Raw genomic sequence first — 17,875 nt, 5'->3', positions numbered from 1 at the left:
CCTAGGCGACGGTGATTGCTTGTTCCGACAAGCAATTGTATCACCGATACGCCATGTTGAAGAAGGGCCTGCCCTACTGAATCGCTCTTTTAGAACGCTCGTTACCTTTACTTCCCGGATTGATCATGTGGAACGGTAACCGTCGCGGTGCCGGTCGTCCGGTTGCCCGCATGGTCCGCGGCCGTGTACGTGACCGTATAGGTCCGGTCCTTCTCGGCTTTCAGGGAGAACGATCGCGCGTCGGTGCCGATCTGCGCGTCGATGTCTCCCTCCGTCCCCGGCTCGCTGCTGGCGACAGAGGTCAAGACAATGGAAGCGAGCCCCGAGCCTCCCCCGTCGCTCGCGTCGACGGTCGCGTTCACCTTCGCCATCTTGTGGTTAGCCGGCCAGATTTCGGTCCGGTCCAGCTGCACGCTCAGCGTCGGCTTGGTCTTGTCGATCGAGACTTCGAAGGAGCGGATGGGCTCCTCGTTGCCCGCTTTGTCGAAGGAGCGGTATTCCAGCAGGTTGCCGCCTTCCCGATCAAGCAGCACCGGCCCGGCGTAGGGCAGCCAGTCCCCGCTGCCGTTCAGCCGGTATTCCGTGCGCTCCACGCCGGAATCCGAATCGATCGCGGTCAGCGTCACCGCCACGTCCGACGCGGCCCAGCCGCCCGATGCCGGCAACGCCGCATCCGCAGTCGTGGACGGCGGCTCGGCATCCGCCGTCTCGCCTTCGATCTGCACGTCCAGGCCGGAGATGACGGCCTTGACCGGAAGCTTGCCCGCGCCGGAGAACAGGCCGATGCCCGCGAGGAAGCCGCCGCCGTTAAACTCGACGGTCGTCGATCCGATCGTCAGCCATTGCCCGTCCTTATCGTAGTAGCCGGTGACCGAGTTGCCTTCCTTGACGAGCTTCATTCGGAAAGGAGCCTCGATGCTCTTGCCGGCGTAGTCCAGCGCCAGTCCCGTCGCCGATCCCCAGTACTTCTGCTGGGCGGGCGGCTTCTGAGCGTCGAGGATGCTCTCCTCGTTGCGGAATACGAACCGAAGCACCTTGCCGGTGCCGTCCGTGCGGAAGTGCACGTGCTTGGAATCGGCGGTATCCTGCGCCCTCAGCATCAGCCCGACCGAGGCGGGATCGCCCGCGCCAAGCGAGTCGATGGTCGCGGTCAGCGTCACCTTCGCGTTGGGGTTGTTGAGCGAGTAGCTTCGGCTGAGGTAGACGAAGTCGTCGGACGTATTCCATACGTTATCGCCCTTGCCGACGAGGGATATCGTGCCGTTATTCTCGGTGGCGAAGCCGCGTCCGTTCGCGCCGTACGTTCGCACGGACCAACCGTTCGCTTCCTGCGGAGTCCCTTGCGGGAAGACGGTCACGACCTGCGAAGCGGCCTTGACGACTCCGCCGAGCGTCGCCGCGGCGGTTACCGTAACCTGCCCCGGAGCGAGAGCCGTGAACGAGGCGGCGGAATCGGCGACGCCGTCGATGCGCAGCACGCCGTCGTCGCTCGAAGTATACTGGATGTCCGCGGCGGACAGGTCGGCTGCTTGGTCGTTCTGCAGAACCCCGGTCAAGGGAAGCGTTCCTTGATCTCCTTCCGTATAGACCGGATTAGGCGCCTCGATCCGCACTTCCTTTAACGTGGACAAGTCGACGCCGGGATCGAACTCCGTCGTCTCGATGACGCCGGTATCGTCCGCGTACGAGACGCCTTGGGCATTGCTCGGCTTGTAGAGGCGAATGCGGGCGTCCGTGTTCGTCGCTCCCGTGCGGAACGGGATTTCAAGCCTCGTATAGGTCGTGCTGGTCGTCTGGATATCGGTTGTCGTGCCGCCGTAGTTCAGGACGCCGCCGATGATTCTCTCGTTCGTCGAGTTCGGAGCGTTCATGACCCACGCTACGAACACGTAATCCGTATCCGGCTTAAGCCCCGTCACCTTCTGCTCGATGCCGCCTCCCGGTCCCAGCACCAGACGTCTGTTCTTCCCTCTGAACTGGTCGGCGGGAGAATTCGGAACGTCGCCGAACGTGTTCGCGGAGGCGCTGGTCGACCATAATAGCCATCCGGTGCCGCCGCTCTCGAACCCGTTGTTCTTGACCATGTTCATATAAGGCGTATTAACCGCTGTGTACTGCGGATTCGGCGGATTGTTCAGGTCCGCCCCGGCCGTCCAGTCCGCGCCGCCGTATTCGTACGCGCCGGCATCCGGGGCGGATCCGGCATAATCGTCGGCGATTCCGGGAATGACGGCTCCCGCGTTGATGGCCGTAGAACCGGCCGTCAGCCGGTAATCTCCGCCGACCGCGTTCGCGAAGCCCACGCCGGAGCCCGACAAAATATTGAAGCCGCTCTCCGCGTCGCTCGTGAGCGAGACGCTGCCCGTGAAGATGTTGTTGTAGACCCGCGTCCCGTACAGCTCTTGACTGTACGGAGCGTTCCCCCAATAGCCGACGCTGGTCAGATCGTTGTTCGCGACCGTGTTGTTGTAGATCAAGCGGTAATTGCCCGGCGTGTTCAACTGAATGCCGACGTTGTTGTTGTAGATGACGTTGTGATGCACGATAGCGTTGTTGGCGAAGTTGTCGAAGTACAGGCCGACGCTCATGTCCGTGCCCCTGCTGTCGTGGATCAGGTTGCGAGCGATCTCGCTGTTGCCCATGTCCGTGCCCCAGCTGTAGATCAGGGCGCCGTCCCGCGACAGCCACATGCCGTCGTAGATGTCGTTGTACTGGATCTTGGCGCTTCCGGTTCTCCAATAGATGTTGTACCGTCCGGAGTTGTAAATGTCGTTGTGGCTGATCAGATTTTCCGAGCCGTACGACAGCTTGATAAGCGGATCGTAGGAAGCCATATAGCTGCCGTCGTGGACGATATTGTTGACGATCCGGTTGCCGGAGCCGTCGATATTGATCAGGGTGCCGGAGGAGTAAGCGATCTCGCTGTTCTTGATCTCGTTATTGCTGCCCGAGATGTTGATGCCGTTCGTCAATTGATGCTGAACGGAGGTGCCGTGAGACTCGGTCGAGGTGTACAGATACAGCGCCTCCATCCGGTCGAGGACGTTGTGGCTGGCTCCGTTGTCGATATGGATGCTCCCGCCGACGGTCCTAAGCCCGGTGAGATGGATATACGACAAGCCGCTCAGGTCGAAGACGGTCAGACGTTTCTTCGCTTCGATGCCGGTCGGAACGCCGCCTCCCGGAGCCCAGAGATAAACCTTCCCCGCTTCGCCGTCGACGTACCATTCGTTCGGGGCGTCCAGCTCGCCGAAAATTCCGCTCAAGTAGAAGGTCGTTCCCGCTTCGGGATCCATGTAATCGTAGCTGTTCGGAATCGGGTTAAACGTCAGCGTATGGGTCGCCTGGTCGTAGCCGGTGACCTTGGTCGTCTGCGCGACGTAGGCATCTCCTCCCCGCTCCCAGAGCGTGGCGCCCGTCCAATACCCGCTGGGCTCCGTCAGGGCCGTGCTGACGAGCGTCGTCGCCGAGCCGCCGGTCGCCGTCGCCACCCCTTGCTGCAGCGCTTGCAGGCTGTGAGCTCCGATATTGGGCCAGCGGGCTTCCCACAGCGGCTCGATGCCGCCGCTTCCGTTCACGAGCAATTGATTCTGCTCCTTCAGATCCCAGCTCAGATCGGCGACGTAGATCGAACCGGAATACGGAGTCCAGCCGCCGATCGGCTCCATGCCGCTGACCGTGACGTCCGCGCCCGGCGCGGCCGCGAACGTAATCGGCAGTCCGTCGGTGCCGCTGCGCGCCGGCTTGACCGTCTCCCGGTAGGTGCCCGACTCGATCAGGCAGGTGTCGCCCGGCCGCGCGACCTGCGCGCAATGGTTGATGGTTTGAAAAGGGGCGCTTGCAGATCCGTCCGCGGAGTTGCTCCCCGTCGTCGCGACATGATAGGTGGTGCCTTCCGCGTAGGCGGACGGCGCCGGAGGCAGACCGGCAAGCAATAGCAATGCCACGGCAACGGCGAGACTCAACATCCATTTCGGCTTCTTGTACAAGCTAATACCTCCTTTAAGGGAATAGTGGGCTTAGCCACACTATTAACTCTATCAGGAAGGCTTCGAACCGAAAGTGCAAAATCGATACTTTACCCGATTACGGCGCTCCACAATGCGAACATTTCTGAAGTTTGGCCATCAAGAGCCTACCGATTTCTTGATCCGGTAATCCTTGGGAGTCGTGCCGAACCGTTTCTTGAACAGTTTGAAAAAATAGCTTTGCGAGCTGAAGCCCACCTTTTCCGAGATTTCGTACACTTGCAGCTTGTCGTTCTCCAGCAGGACGACCGCGTTCAGCATCCGAACCTCGTTAATGTAGTCCGCGACGGAGATCGTCTCGTACTTCTTGAAGATTCTCCCCACGTAGACCGGAGACATCTTCAGCAGATCGGCGATCTCCTGCAGGCTCAGGTTCGGGTTCGAATAATTGGCTTGGACGACCTCCTTGATCGTATCCAGAATGACTTGGAACTTGTTCTCCGCCAGCTGCTTCTGATCGACGAAGAGCGCGCCCAGTATCGTCCCGTAGGCCCCGAAGATCTCGTCCAGCGTCTCGTTCTCGAACACCAGCCGGTCGATCTGGCGCAGGTCGACCAGAACGGGCGACAGCTTGTTCTGGTTGATCTCGCGAACCGTCTGCTTGATGAGAACGCCAAGGTGGATGACCGCCTGGACGACCGCGTCGTAGCTCATCCCCGCGACTGCCTCGCGAATGCGGTCCAGCTCCCGCAGCACCTGCTCCCGCTTGTTCGACCGAACGGCCTCGATGAATTTCCTCTCCAGCGCGGGAGGGATCTGGGATTCGCCGTTGTCCAATATCCGCTGCACCATCCGCGGGGTAATGACCGACTCGAAGCCGAAGTTCATCTTGTACAGCAGATAATCGAGAGCCCGCTCGTAGTGAAGGGTCAGCTCGCCATACCCGGGGACCCGATCGCTCAGGGAGGCCGAGAACGTGATTCCGTAATACTCCCTGACGGCCTTCTGCGCCCTGTTCAGCAGCGACGTTAGGCGCGGATAGATGCCGTCTCCGAGCTCGCCCGTCTCGGCCAGCAGGATAAGATGCTCTCCGCGCAAGTTGACGACGTCCGCGCGCAGCTCCTCCGACAGGATCTCGAGCGCGATATTGGAGATCGCGTATTGCAGCAGCTGCAGATCGGAAACGCTCATTCTCGCTTTGTGCTTGTCGTACTGGTCGATTTTGAGCACCCCGATCACGCTCTCCCGGGTCAAATCCGGCAACACGTACGATCCGCGGACGCATTCTTGCCAATCCTCGGGCGTAAACGAAGAGCTGGCCGTAATGAGCTTCCGGAGATAATAGGACTTGAGAATGTTCTCGTTGTCCTCCTGCCGGATTTTGTCCCCGATGATCCGTTCGATCATTTGGTTGTATATGCGGGAGATATAGCCGAGTTCGTCCTTCTCTTCGGGCAGCGGATCCGCCCCTTCGCCGTCTCCCGGCAGCCGCTGCGTCTGCTCGAGCAGGACGTTGATCGGGGAATACAGCCGCTTCGTGATAAACAAGGAGGCGAACGCGGCAAGGACGAAGCAGACGACCGCCACCGTGAAGAACACGGCCTTCAATTGCTCGACGGAGCCCATGACGTGCGCGTAAGGCTCGACGTCGACGATCACCCAGTTGATGGAGGGATTGACCATATAGTTGACGATCTGCTTGTTGCCCCGGTAGCTGTACGTGAACTGCGCGACCTCGCGCTGCGACGAGTCCAACTGCCGATAGACCTCGTTCCGGATGGCGGCAAGCTCGGCGCTCTCTGCGCCGGACGGACTGTACATTTCCCTGTTCTGATCGAGGATGAAGATCCGATTGGACGAACCGTCCGTTCGGCTGCTCAGAAGGTCCAGCTTCTCGAACAGCCACTCCGGCTGGATGTTGACGATCAGCACGCTCTCCGATTTGGAGTAGGAGTCCAGGGAGTCGTACAAGAACAGGGAGAATACCTCCTCCGTCCGTTCCGGGTGCCTCGAATCCGGAATGAACTCGACGGGCATTAGCTGCATTTTGTAGATGGGATGCTTGCCGGACAGATAGTCCTCCATCAGCGGCATCAGATTGCTGCCTTCGCTTACGATGTCGGAGTCCCCGCCCGTAAAGTATTGCTGGCGTTTGCTGTTGTAGAAGACGATCGAATGGATATACGAGTTGTAGGCGATCGTCTTGTTCAGCTTGTTGATGCGCGTCGTGTCCTCGAAGCGGTCCTCTTCCCTGCTGAATAGGAGATGGGCCATATCGTTGTCGTAGAAAAGGGAGATCGCGAAGTTTTTCACCGTTTCGTTCATGTAGCTGATGTTGTAATTGATTTGGGAAAGCACCTTTTCGTTGGCTTCCCGCTGGGAGGAGAGGCTGATTTTCTTCGAGTACCAATAAGCCGACACCAGCGAAGCCAGCATGACGGCCACGATCAGCATGTTGATCGAGAGCATGATGCGGAACAGGTACTTGCGTTCTCTGTACTTGCGAAGGTATTTATTCATAACACCCTCACTTTCCGATAACGGAGACCGGATGGGATTCGGATCGTGTCCTATAAGCTAACATAGCAAGAATAGAAAACAAAAAAAAGTGCAATAACTGCACTTTTCTCCATTATAGCGATGGATTCAGGCCCGGATCGGCCCTTCTATTTTCCCGCATAACCCTCTTCTATCCTCGAATTCCTTGTTCTGTCAAAATAGTCGTCGACCCGCTCCAGCCCGAATTCGTCGATGATTTCGTCCACCCCGAAGGTCTCCGACTCGGATGTCAGCAGCACGCACCCCAAATACCCGGGCTCCCAAATCGTCACCTCGCGGCCGTATTTCCACTTGATCGCGGGCCAATGAGCCTCGTTCCCGTCGATGTGCAGAACGGCGCAATCCAGATTGACCGTGGCCGTGACGTAGGAATAGTAGTTCGTGCTGCTGGCGGCCACCGTCCCGAGCGGCGTCAGGATCGTGCAAGGACCTCCGGCCACCGCCCCGGCGAAATGGGCTCGGCAGGAATAAGCCCAGTGGCTCTGCATCAGTCCCCCGTGGTACATCGAGGGAAAGACGATCAGATCCGGCTTCGAAGCGGAGTAACGACGGAGCAATTCCTCGAAGTTCAAGTCGAAGCAGATCGCCGCCGCCACCCGGCCGAAGTCGCACTCGAAGATCGGCGCTTCCGTGCCGGAGCGAACGTTCCGCCTGCCGGACTCGTCCGGCGTCGGGTAGTTCTTGCGGTACGTTCCCATGACTCGGCCCTCGCGGTCGATCAGCTGCATCTCGTTAAGCCAGCCGCCGTCCGCCGCCTCCGATAGGGCCGGATAGGCGATGTAGCAGCGATGCCGCTTGGCGACGTCGGCCAAGAAGTCGCGAACCCGATTGCCGCGCGCGCGGTAATACGGCAGCTGCTCCTCCAAGGGGAACCCGAGCGGGTCCGGCCGGTCGCACGCCTCCGGCAGGACGATCAGATCCGGCCGATCCGGCAGGACCTTCTCCAGTTGATCCCGCCAATGCCGGATCATTCGGTCCGTCGCTTCCGTCGCGGGCGTTCCGGACGCGATCGCCAGCGGGCGCGGCCCCAGGCAGCTGATCGTGACGGGCTTCGCCATATCCGATTCCTCCTCTCTCTCTGGCAACCCGCGTCCAAGCCGAAAATAGCCGGGCGAACCCGGTCTATTCTCGGCTTGGGCGGTTATTTCGGCCGAATTCGATGTTACTTCATGCCTTTTTGCTTAAGCCATTCGTCCAGCTGCTTCTGCGTTTCGGCGACGACGACGTCGCTGCCGGCCTTCTTCAGCTTCTCTTCGTAGATGGGCAGGTACTTCTCGGGATCGAGCGTTCCCGTGCCGAGCGAGGCCTGGTATTCGTCCCGGACCGCCTGCATATTGGCGATCTCCGTCTTGACCGGCTCCGAATTGAACGAGAATCCGCTGAACGGCGAGACGCGCGCTTCATCGTTGACCTTGAGCGTCTGCTCGAACTTGTCGGCCGGCGCTCCTTCCGGCAGGTAGCCGTTCGTCACGTTGCCGAATACCCAGTCGGAGTTCGTGAAGTAGCCCGCATTCTGGTCGATCTTGATGTAGGTATCGTCGATCTTCGTATAATGCTTGCCTTCGATGCCGTAGACGAGCAGGTTGTACAGCTCCTTGTCGGTATTGACGAGCTGAAGGAACATCATCGCCCGCTCGGGGTTCTTGGAGGTACGGCTGATCGCGTTCATCGTGCTCGCCGCGCCGGTGAAGACCGGTTGCGCCAGCGGAACCAGCACGACGTCGTAGCCTCCGTCCGCCGCCTTGAACTCGACCTCGGAGCCCGGCTTGCCGGTCACGTCGAACCAGGCCGCCGTCGTTCCCTTGTTGTAGGCGTCCGCGGCGCTCTTCAGCGTGGCCGCGTCCTCGTTGATGTACCCCTTGGTATACCACGACCGCACCAGCTTGTAGTACTCCCTCAGCTCGTCGGTTATGTCGGGCAGGACGGTATAGGTCTTGTCGTCGTAATAGACCGGCACCTTGGTGTCGATGCCGTAGAGCAGGCCGCTGTAGAAGCCGCGGGTCGTGCCGAACGGCGTAATGCCCGGCTCGTTCTCCTTGATCGTCTTCAGGAACGGCTCGAGATCCTCGACCTTCTTGATCGAATGGGTATCGAAGTTGTACTTGTCCACGAACCGCTTCTGAAGGACGAAGCTGGGCCGGCTTGCGGAGATCTGGAAATTCGGAACGGCATAGATGCTGCCCTCCTGCTCGGCATCGTTCCAGAACTTCTCCTGCATCGTCGCGTACAGATCCTTGCCGACCGTGTTCAAGAGATCGTCAAGCGGAGCGAAGACGCCCTTCTTCTGGTTGGTGTCGAACTTGAACAGCCAGTTCGACGTCCAGATGAGGTCGAACGCCTCTCCGGAAGCGACGATCGTGTTCATCTTCTGCTCGTAGTTGCCGAAGTCGATCGGCTTCAGCTTGATCGTAGCGTTGATTTTGGCTTGCGTGATTTTGTTGACCTCGTCGTTCACGAGCTTCAGGTCGGGATTCTCGGCATTCTGCGGGTAATACCAGGTCAGCTCGACCGGCTTCAGCTCGGTCCCGGAAGAGGCGGAGGCCGACCCGCTCGCGGAGGCCGAGGCGCCGGACGGCGTGCCGGACGGGCTCGGGGAAGCGTTCGAGTTCGAGTTGTCGTTGCCGCAGGCGGATGTCAGGGCAAGCGCGGAACCTAAGGCCAGCGCCATCGCGAAGCGTAAACCGTTTCTCTTGTTCTCTGTTTTCTCCATGGTAAAAACCCTCCCTGAATGATGGTTGGAACCGCGACTTCCTATATGGGCAAGCGCTCGGATCGTCTCTCCCCGTCACCTCCTCTCCTCGTCGCGCCTAAAGCTCTCTTTTCCGGATTAACCCTTGATCGCCCCTACCGTCAGCCCCTTGACGAAGAACCGCTGGAAGAACGGGAACACCAGCAGCATCGGCCCCGCCGACATGATCGCGATCGCGAACTTGGCGGAAGTGCTCGGGAACTTCGACATGTCGAAGCTGACCATCGCCGCCGAGAATTCGGGCCGCGAGGTAATGAAGTCAAGCGAGTTCATCGTCCGCACCAAGAGCAGCTGCAGCGGAACCAGCTTCTGGTTGTCGATGAACAACAGCGCGTTGAACCATTCGTTCCAGAAGTTGAACATGATGAACAGCCCCAGCGTCGCCAGCGCCGGCTTCGACAGCGGGAGAATAAGCTGGGCGTAGATCCGCCATTCGCGAGCTCCCTCCACCTTGGCCGATTCGATGATCTCGTACGGGATTTTGGACATGAAGCCCTTCATGATGAGCACGTAGAACGGACTGAGCAGGCCGGGGATGATCATCGCCCACAGGGTGTCTTTTACCTGCAAGCCCCGGGTCATCAGGATGTAGAACGGAACCAGTCCGCCGTTGAACAGCATGGTGAAGAACACGTAGAACGACGTCACCCGGTTCAGGCCGTAATCCCGTCTGGATAACGTGTAGCCCATCGTGGAGGTGAGGATCAGGCTGAGAGTCGTGCCGATGACGCTGACCAGAATCGTCACTCCGTAGGCGCGGAGAAGAGTATCCGGTGTCTTGAGAAAATAATGATAGGCGGTGGTCGACAACTTGTCCGGGATGACCCGGAAGCCGTGGTGCAGGATCGACTGCTCATCCGTCAGCGAGACGATAATGATCAGGGCCAGCGGGATCAGCATCGACAGCGTCAGGCACACGAAGAACAGGTGAATGAACAGCGTCGACCATCGGAACCCTTTTTGCGCGGGCATGGAATCTTCTCCTTTCTAGAAGAGCGAGTTCTCCTCGTTGATCTTGCGAACCGTGAAGTTAGCCGCGACGACGAGAACGAAGCCGACGAAGGACTGGTACAGGCCGACGGCCGAAGCCATGCTGACATCTCCGAGAGTGCTCAGCGCCCGGTAAATGTACGTGTCGATGATGTCGGTCGTGGAATACGTCATGCCGTTGTTGTTCGGGATAAAGTAGTGAAGCCCGAAGTCGCCGCGGAACATGTTCCCTATGCTGAGGATCAGCAGGATGATGATCAAAGGCGTCAACTGGGGAATCGTGACGTTCCAAATCATCTGCCACCTGCGGGCGCCGTCGATCCGGGCCGCCTCGTACAGCTCGGCGTCGATCCCGAGAATGCCGGCGAAGTACACGAGCGCCGAGAAGCCGATGCTTTTCCAGAGGTGGACGACGTTCAGAATATAAGGCCAGACGTGGGCGTCGAAGTACCACTGCACCTTCTCGAAGCCGAGCGCGGTCAGCCAGCCGTTCAGGAAGCCGTTCTGATGGTCGAGGAACGCCATCGTGATGTAGCTCACGACGACCCAGGACAGGAAGAACGGCAGAATCATCGCGGTCTGGTACAGCTTCAGCCATTTCTTCGATATTTCGTGCAGCAGAATGGCGACGAGCAGCGCGAAGATCGTGGTCATCAGCATGTAGCTGACGTTATACAGGATGGTGTTGCGGGTGATTCGGAAGGCGTTCTCGCTTTTGAATAGAAATTCGAAGTTCTGGAACCCCACCCAGTCGCTTCCCAGTATGCCTTTGTCGTACTCGTAATTCTTGAAGGCGATGACGGCCCCGAACATGGGGACGTACGCCATGACAAAAATGTAGATGACAGCGGGAAGCGAAAAGGTGAAGAGTTCGATGTTTCTGCCGATGAATCGGGATACTTGGTTTCGCCTCACGATGCTCCATTCCTCCTTGCCGGTAAAGTGGGTTGCGGTGCCTTGCCATTCACGATAACGGCCCATGCGGGAGCGGATAAAGTGCAAAAACCGTACTTTACTCCACTCCTGCGTTGTTCGATGAGCATTTAAGTGCAGAATTCGGATTCGGTTCGCCTACACGCCAAAAAAGCCGGGAAGATCGGGGATGGATCCCCTCTCTTCCCGGCTTTCGGATGCCGAGTTTCAAGCTGCTTTCGGTTGTGATTGGATGCCGTTCGAGGCTATTTCAGCCCTTGGGAGGCCAGCCACTCGTTCAATTGGCGCTGCTTCTCGGCAACGATGACGTCGCTGCCGGCTTTCTTCAGCTGTTCCTCGTAAATAGGAAGATATTCGTCCGGATCGACCGTTCCGGTCGCGAGCGCGCCGTAATATTCCTCGTTCACGGCCCGGACGTTGGCCAGCTCCGCCTTGACGGATTCTCCGTCGAATTCGAAGCCGGCGTAGGAGGACAGCCTGGCCTCTTCGTTGATCCGTACGGTCTGCTCGAGCTTGTCGGCGGGCGATCCTTCCGGCAAGTACTCGTTCCGGATATCGCCGAACACCCAATCGGTATTCGTGTAATAGCCGGCATCCGGATCGAGGCGGATAAAGTTGCCGACCGTCTTCACGTAATGCTTGCCCTCGATGCCGTATACGAGCAGGTTGTACAGCTCCTTGTCGGTATTGACGAGCTCCAGGAACATCAGCGCCCTCTCCGGGTTCTTCGACGTGCGGGAGATGGCGTTCATCGAGCTGACCGCTCCCGTAAAATACGGGGCAACCAATGGCACCAGCTGTACGTCATAGCCTCCGCCCATCGTCTTGAACTCCGCTTCCGATCCGGGCTTGCCCGTCGGATCGAACCATACCGCCGCATTTCCTTTGGAGTAGGCATCCGAGGCCTCGCGCAGAGTAGCGGCATCCTCATTGATATATCCCTTGACGTACCAGGATCGAACCAGCTCGAAATTGCTCTTCATCTCCTCGGTCACGTCAGGGAGAACCGTATGGGAAGGATCGTCCAGGTAAACCGGAACGCGCCAATCGATGCCGTACAGCGTGTTCATATAGAAGCCGCGAGTCGTTCCGAAGGGAACGATGCCGGGCTCCCCTTCCTTGATGAGCTTCAGGAACGGCTCGATATCCTCGATCTTGCGAATGGAACCGGCGTCGAGCCCGTACTTGTCGGCGAACCGCTTCTGGATGACGAGACTCGGCCTCATGGCGGCGATCTGGTAGCTCGGAATCCCGTACTGGTTGCCGTTTAGCTTGCCGTCGTTCCAGAATCGGTCGGGCAGCGAAGCCAGCAGCCGCGGGGCGAATTCGGGCAGCAGCTCCTGCACCGGCCGGAAGACGCCCCTCTTGGCATTGTCGGTCCAAGAGAACAGCCAATTGGAGGTCCAGATGATGTCGGCCGGCTCGTTCGATGCGGCCAACGTGTTCATCTTCTGCTCATAGCTTCCGAACTCGATCGGCATCAACCGGACGGTCGCGTTGAGCTTCGCTTTGACGATTCGGTTGACCGCCTCGTTCACTTGTTCCAGATCGGCGTTGGCCTCATATTCGGGATAATACCAGACCAGCTCGACCGGCTTCGCCGTGCCGGGCTCCCCCGACTCCTCCATATCCGAGCCGAACAGCGCCGAGGAGCATCCTCCGAGGACGGCCGCCGTCAGCATGCCGAAAGCCGCGAGCAGAATCCGCCGGGTCGTAGCTCCGGTCGAGGCTCTTGCCGCTAACGCCGAACGCTTGCTTGCCCGCTTTCTATCTTGTACAGATGCTCCGCTTCCATGCCATTTGGCCAACCGAACCGCCTCCCGTCGATGATTCTATCGTTATCGGACCCATTTTCGCTTGTCGACTGTTCCCTAAACCCTAAATGCGAGGATTCCAGCGACTGTGTTGCGTTTATCCGCTTCGAGATGGGAGCTCTCGCTCTTACGGACATACAGTCCGGTAAACCGTTAAAACCGACATTTTGGAATTTCTAATGGACGTAGGAGACCCTTAGAAGGGTAAAAACGTCCATCTCGAGCCCGTTCCGGCCGCTAACGGACAGTGTGTCCGTTACATCTTCAGATCGAGAAAAATCACGGTTTAAGCGTCTTTCATGTCCGTTAGCCGTTCAAAAGATTCCGAAGGGATACAGAGGGTCAATCAACCGCCGTAACAGCCGCTAACGGCCAAAAAACCCCCGACTCCCATAGGAAGCCAAGGGTCTATGTTGCCGCGGCGGCGCTTAAGCCTGCTCCCCGTCCGGCATATCGGCGATAAGGAACGTGCGCTGGCCGCGCTCCGTGCGGATCGTCAGCCGGCCGGCCGATTGCGTCCAGTGGACTCCGCGCCGGTTCATGTTCTCCTCGGCCTCTCCGCCGGGCTGAATCGCCTTGCCGCCGTCCGCGTCGAACAGAAGGATCGGCTTCGGCGCATCAAGAACGACTCGAGCGTCGCCCTGGGCGGATATGGATAGCATACCATCTCCCAGGACGATCGTCGACGGGACGTCGCACCGCGCGAGCGCGACTCCATCCTTCTCCAGCAAGGTTCCGCTCACCAGCAGGAAAGTGTCTCCCTTCACCGCGGCCGCCGCGCCGGCGAACCGGATTCCGTCCGGCCCGGTTACCGGCGTTGCGCCATCCGCCCCGGCTACGGATGCTGCGTCATCCGGCACTGCCGCCGACGACGCTGCGCCTTCCGCCGTTCCGCCGGCTGCCGTGCGGACATAAAGCGATGCTCCCTGGCCGAACGTCAGCTTCAGGACGCCTTCGAACTCCTCCTCCATCGCCTGCGGGATGTCGCCGCCAAGCCGATAGGGCGCCAGCGTCGCCGCGATGACGGCGGCGTTCGCCTTCGGCGTCACGAACGCGGCGTGAACCTGCCGCTTGCCTACGAAGCCCGCGACCGGCGGCACTTCCGCTCCCTCCGGGTCCAGATAGGCCTTCTCGAGAACCGTCCGCCCATCATGAGCCTGCCTGCCGCGAAGGCGTACCCGCAGGCCGGCCCCGCCCTTCTCGATCGTCGCGCCGAGTCCGTCCGCGTCGAACTCGAGCTTGTCGTCGGCATGCAGGTTCCACTCGAACTCGGAGCCGCCCGGACGGTCCGCCGCCAGCTCGTCGATCACGACGTACATCGACGGCCGGACATACACGATGTGCCGTACCGCCCGTGTCAATCCCCCCATGTAAGCGGCTGTCGCGTCGCCGCTGACCGCGTCGAAGATCGGGTGATGGACGAAGCCGAGCACCTGTCCCTTCGCGTCGAAGTCGTCGATCGGCTGCCCCTCTCTTCCGTCGTACGTAATCGCGTTCGCCGAGTAAGTACGCTTCGTAAAGCCGCGATGATGCACGCTGTTGTAGTAGTCGTAGACGCCGCTCTTGATCGCGAGCGCCTCCCCGAATGCATGAAGAATGAAGCCGTTCTGGTCCGCCTGGCTGTGGCTGTAGCTGCCATATGGGCTCGACTTGAAGTAGAGGGAGATACGCTCCCTATCAAGAAGATCGGAATGCATCGCGACCAGTCCCGTCACGGGGAACCATCGGCCCTCCGGCAGGTCCGCCGGCGGAATCGCGGGCAAGTCGTCGTCCCGGTAGAAATAATCCTGCAGCGCGGCCCGGGGCATGTCCCCGATCGCTTCGGCCGCCCACTTCAGCCGGGGATCGCGGTACGCCTGAGCCATCCGGTTCAGAAGGCGAGTGCTATAGGCGCTAGGCGTGTAATGGCTGTCGTTGCCGAAGACGCCGGTCGGGCTGCCGTGAGGGAACATGTAAATCGGGTACAAGCCCTCGTGACGCGAGAAGGCCTTCTCGTACAAATTAATGGCTCCCGCGCTGAGCAGAATGTCCATCAGCTCCTTGTTGGAGCCGGAGGACCACTGCCAGTAGCCGGTTCCCTGCGACCAGGAGCCGTCCTCGCCTCCCCATGGAGGAAGCAGATTGATAAAGGCGGGAACGGACCGGCGTATCCACTGCTCCGCTTCGGGAATATCGTGCAGTAGCACGGTCCCCATGAGACCGATATAGCCGATGATGGTCCAGCCGTGGGAATCGAACGGATATTGGTAAATCGGCTGGCTGACGAGGTACTTGTCGATCAGATCGGCGACTCGCGTCTTGATCATCTCCTGCACGGCCTTCCTTTCGTCGGGCGACAGCAGATCGTACAGCCAGTCGTACGCGATCGCGGAGCGGTAGGCGACGGCGCGGTGCACCTGGTCGTTGATGCCGAACTGGGTCGAGCCGGAAGGATCCCAGGCCGCGACATTCATCAGATGGGCCTTGGCAAACGCGCCGATCCTCTCCTCTCCGGTCAACAGATAGACGAACGCCGCGTTCAGCAGCCGATCGAGCGTCTTGTCGGCATAAGCCCGCAGCTCCTGCAGCGCCTTGACGAACTCGGGGGAGACCGAAGAAATGTTCAAGTCCATGTACGGAAAAGGAGGATCGGGAGGCAGCGGCTGTCCCAGATCGGCCTGAACGGACGCATAGACCCGATCGAACACCGCCTTGCCGCTGCCGGACAGCCGGCGGCTTCGGAACGCCTCGAGATCGCCGGGATTCGTCCATACCCGAGGATGGCCTTTCTCCATGCGCGCCATCATGTCGTCGATCGGCGGCACGGGGAACGGCACGTTCTCCTCCGCGATCCGGAACCGGCGGACCGAGCTCCACGTCGACCAGCCTTCCGCCGGCGACAGGCGATAGCGGACCCGCCAGAACCAGGCCCCCTCGTCCAGCGTCCGGTCGAAATTATAGTAGTTCGTCCTCAGCCCTTCGACCTCCACCCGCTCGCCGTCCATGGAGGCGGTCCTTCCCAGCTGAAGATGATATTCCGACGCGTCCGGAAGATACGGCCAGCTGAAGTCCGGCGGATTCTGCGTCGTCGCGAGGCCGTCCGCCGGACGGAACGGCATGTTGGCGTTCCGCAGCACCTCGTCCGGCCATCCGTCATCCATTGTCGTTATCGAGGCTGGAGAACATTCGGTTTCTTTTTTGTTCGCGCACATCTTGATCTCTTCCTCTCGTTTCCGGGCGCAAGTCCCGTTTGATCGCCTTGCCTTCTATCGTAGGCATGCAAAGCCGCTCCCGTAAATTCGCCGATCTGTAGAAAACTGCACGATCGGTCTTTTCTTGTTGACAACGCTTTCAAACCCGTGCTATGCTCTCGTTGTGAACGCGTGTTTACAATGAGGAGGAATGCCTTATGGATCACGGCTTGCTCGGCAACAACGTCATCACCCAGATCGGATTGCTCGTCAACGACATCGAACGAACCTCCCGGGCATACGCGGACTTCTTCGGCATCGAGAAGCCGAACTGGTTCTGGACCGACGTCCCGGAGAAGGCGCAGACGGAATATCGCGGCTCCCCTTCCGAAGCCCGGGCTAAGCTTGCCTTCATGGACATGGGCTCTCTTCAGCTCGAGCTGATCGAGCCGGACCATCACCCGAGCACGTGGCGCGAGTCGCTCGACCGGAACGGCGAAGGCTTCCACCACATCGCTTTCGTCATTAAAGGAATGAAAGAGAAGATTGCCGTGCTCGAAGGCAAGGGAATGGCGCTGCTTCAGAAAGGCGAGTACGAAGGCGGCCGATATGCGTATATGGATACGGAAGGCCCTCTGAAGCTCATTCTCGAGCTATTGGAGAACGACTGAGACCGGCCAAAATAGAGCGAAAGCGCCCTTGAACCGTTATCCGGTTGAAGGGCGCTTTCGCGTATGGCTTCGTCAGAAGGCGGGCACGACCGCGACTCCGTATTTCTCCTCGATGAACTTCTTCACGTCCGGCGACGTTAACGCGGCATCCAGCTTCTTGATCTCCTCCCGATTCTCGTCCCCGCTTCTTACGACGATAACGTTCGCGTACGGGGAGTTCGCGTCTTCTCGGAACAGCGCGCTCTGCGGATCGATCTTGGCTTCCAGGACCAGGTTCGTGTTGATGACCGCTCCGTCCAGATCCGGCAGGGATCTAGGCAGCGTAGCCGAGTCCGCTTCGATGAACTTAAGCTTCTTCGGGTTCTCGACGATGTCCTTCGGCGTCGCTTCATAAGTCGTAAGCCCGTCCTTCAGCTTGATCAGCCCTTGCTGCTGCAATAGAACGAGAGCGCGGTATTCGTTGGACGGGTTGTTCGGAATGCCGATCGTGGCGCCTTCCTTGATCTCGTCCTTGGACTTCAGCTTGTCGGAATAGAAGCCGATCGGCTCGACGTGCACCTTCGTCGTCACGGCGAAGTCGTAGCCCTTCTCGCCTTTGACGGAATCCAGGTACGGCACGTGCTGGAAGTAGTTGGCGTCGATCTGCTTCTCCTGCAGCGCCGGATTGAGCTGTCCTTCGTCGTCGAGAATGACGACCTCCAGGTTGACCCCTTCTTCCTTAAGCTTCGGCTTGACGAACTCCAGAATCTCGGCATGCGGCACGGGGGCGGCGCCGACCTTGAGCGTGACTTCCTGCGCCGGCTCGGAGGCCGACGGCGACGGGCTTTCGCTCGGGCTCGGACTTGGGCTTGCGCTCTCGCTCGGGCTTGCGGCGGATGCGGACGGGCTTGAACCGGAAGAAGCATTGTTGTTCGAACCGCAAGCGGCCGTTACCAGACTCAATACGAATAGCAGTGCGGCAACGACGATCAGATTTTTCTTGGACATGTTCTCTCCCGCTTTCCTTTTTTATATGTGGTGA

The 17,875-nt window shown here is 59.4% G+C and carries 10 protein-coding genes; 1 reads left to right on the top strand and 9 read right to left on the bottom strand.

All coding sequences use genetic code 11. The features are described 5' to 3' along the window. Window positions 1–107 precede the first annotated feature (107 nt). The 8 genes from H7B67_RS16795 to H7B67_RS16760 all read right to left on the bottom strand — a co-directional run bounded on the left by H7B67_RS16795 (window position 108) and on the right by H7B67_RS16760 (window position 16,204). The gene (locus H7B67_RS16795) at window positions 108–3,989 is read right to left on the bottom strand and encodes an OmpL47-type beta-barrel domain-containing protein (protein WP_185121012.1); all 3,882 of its coding nucleotides are present in this window, start codon (window positions 3,987–3,989) and stop codon (window positions 108–110) included. A gap of 138 nt (window positions 3,990–4,127) precedes the next feature. Next, window positions 4,128–6,488 (bottom strand): helix-turn-helix domain-containing protein, encoded by a 2,361-nt coding sequence (locus H7B67_RS16790; RefSeq protein WP_185121011.1) that lies wholly within the window; start codon window positions 6,486–6,488, stop codon window positions 4,128–4,130. A gap of 146 nt (window positions 6,489–6,634) precedes the next feature. Then, entirely contained in the window at window positions 6,635–7,585 is a 951-nt protein-coding gene (locus H7B67_RS16785; protein ID WP_185121010.1) for a carbon-nitrogen hydrolase family protein, read from the bottom strand. A gap of 104 nt (window positions 7,586–7,689) precedes the next feature. After that, a complete protein-coding gene (locus H7B67_RS16780) occupies window positions 7,690–9,237 on the bottom strand; it encodes an ABC transporter substrate-binding protein (RefSeq protein ID WP_185121009.1) in 1,548 nt (515 codons plus the stop codon). Window positions 9,238–9,354: 117 nt separating this feature from the next. Continuing rightward, on the bottom strand, window positions 9,355–10,248 hold the full coding sequence (locus H7B67_RS16775) for a carbohydrate ABC transporter permease (protein ID WP_185121008.1): 894 nt from the start codon (window positions 10,246–10,248) through the stop codon (window positions 9,355–9,357). 15 nt (window positions 10,249–10,263) lie between these two features. Further along, window positions 10,264–11,181: an ABC transporter permease gene (locus H7B67_RS16770; RefSeq protein ID WP_342592598.1), complete on the bottom strand. Its 918-nt coding sequence runs from the start codon at window positions 11,179–11,181 to the stop codon at window positions 10,264–10,266. 263 nt (window positions 11,182–11,444) lie between these two features. Further along, window positions 11,445–13,007, bottom strand: coding sequence for an ABC transporter substrate-binding protein (locus tag H7B67_RS16765; RefSeq protein WP_185121007.1), 1,563 nt, complete (start codon window positions 13,005–13,007; stop codon window positions 11,445–11,447). Window positions 13,008–13,441: 434 nt separating this feature from the next. After that, window positions 13,442–16,204 (bottom strand): DUF4962 domain-containing protein, encoded by a 2,763-nt coding sequence (locus H7B67_RS16760; protein ID WP_185121006.1) that lies wholly within the window; start codon window positions 16,202–16,204, stop codon window positions 13,442–13,444. Between the two features lie 197 nt (window positions 16,205–16,401). Here H7B67_RS16760 and H7B67_RS16755 point away from each other — a divergent pair, with 197 nt between their 5' ends. Next, the gene (locus tag H7B67_RS16755) at window positions 16,402–16,854 is read left to right on the top strand and encodes a VOC family protein (protein WP_185121005.1); all 453 of its coding nucleotides are present in this window, start codon (window positions 16,402–16,404) and stop codon (window positions 16,852–16,854) included. A 72-nt stretch (window positions 16,855–16,926) separates the two neighbouring features. On the opposite strand, the gene H7B67_RS16750 is transcribed toward H7B67_RS16755, so the two are convergent. Then, window positions 16,927–17,841, bottom strand: coding sequence for a MetQ/NlpA family ABC transporter substrate-binding protein (locus H7B67_RS16750; protein ID WP_185121004.1), 915 nt, complete (start codon window positions 17,839–17,841; stop codon window positions 16,927–16,929). Between the last annotated feature and the right edge of the window lie 34 nt (window positions 17,842–17,875).

Source organism: Cohnella thailandensis (genome assembly GCF_014212135.1).
Taxonomy (GTDB): domain Bacteria; phylum Bacillota; class Bacilli; order Paenibacillales; family Paenibacillaceae; genus Cohnella; species Cohnella thailandensis.
This window is presented reverse-complemented; position numbering and strand designations above follow the sequence as displayed.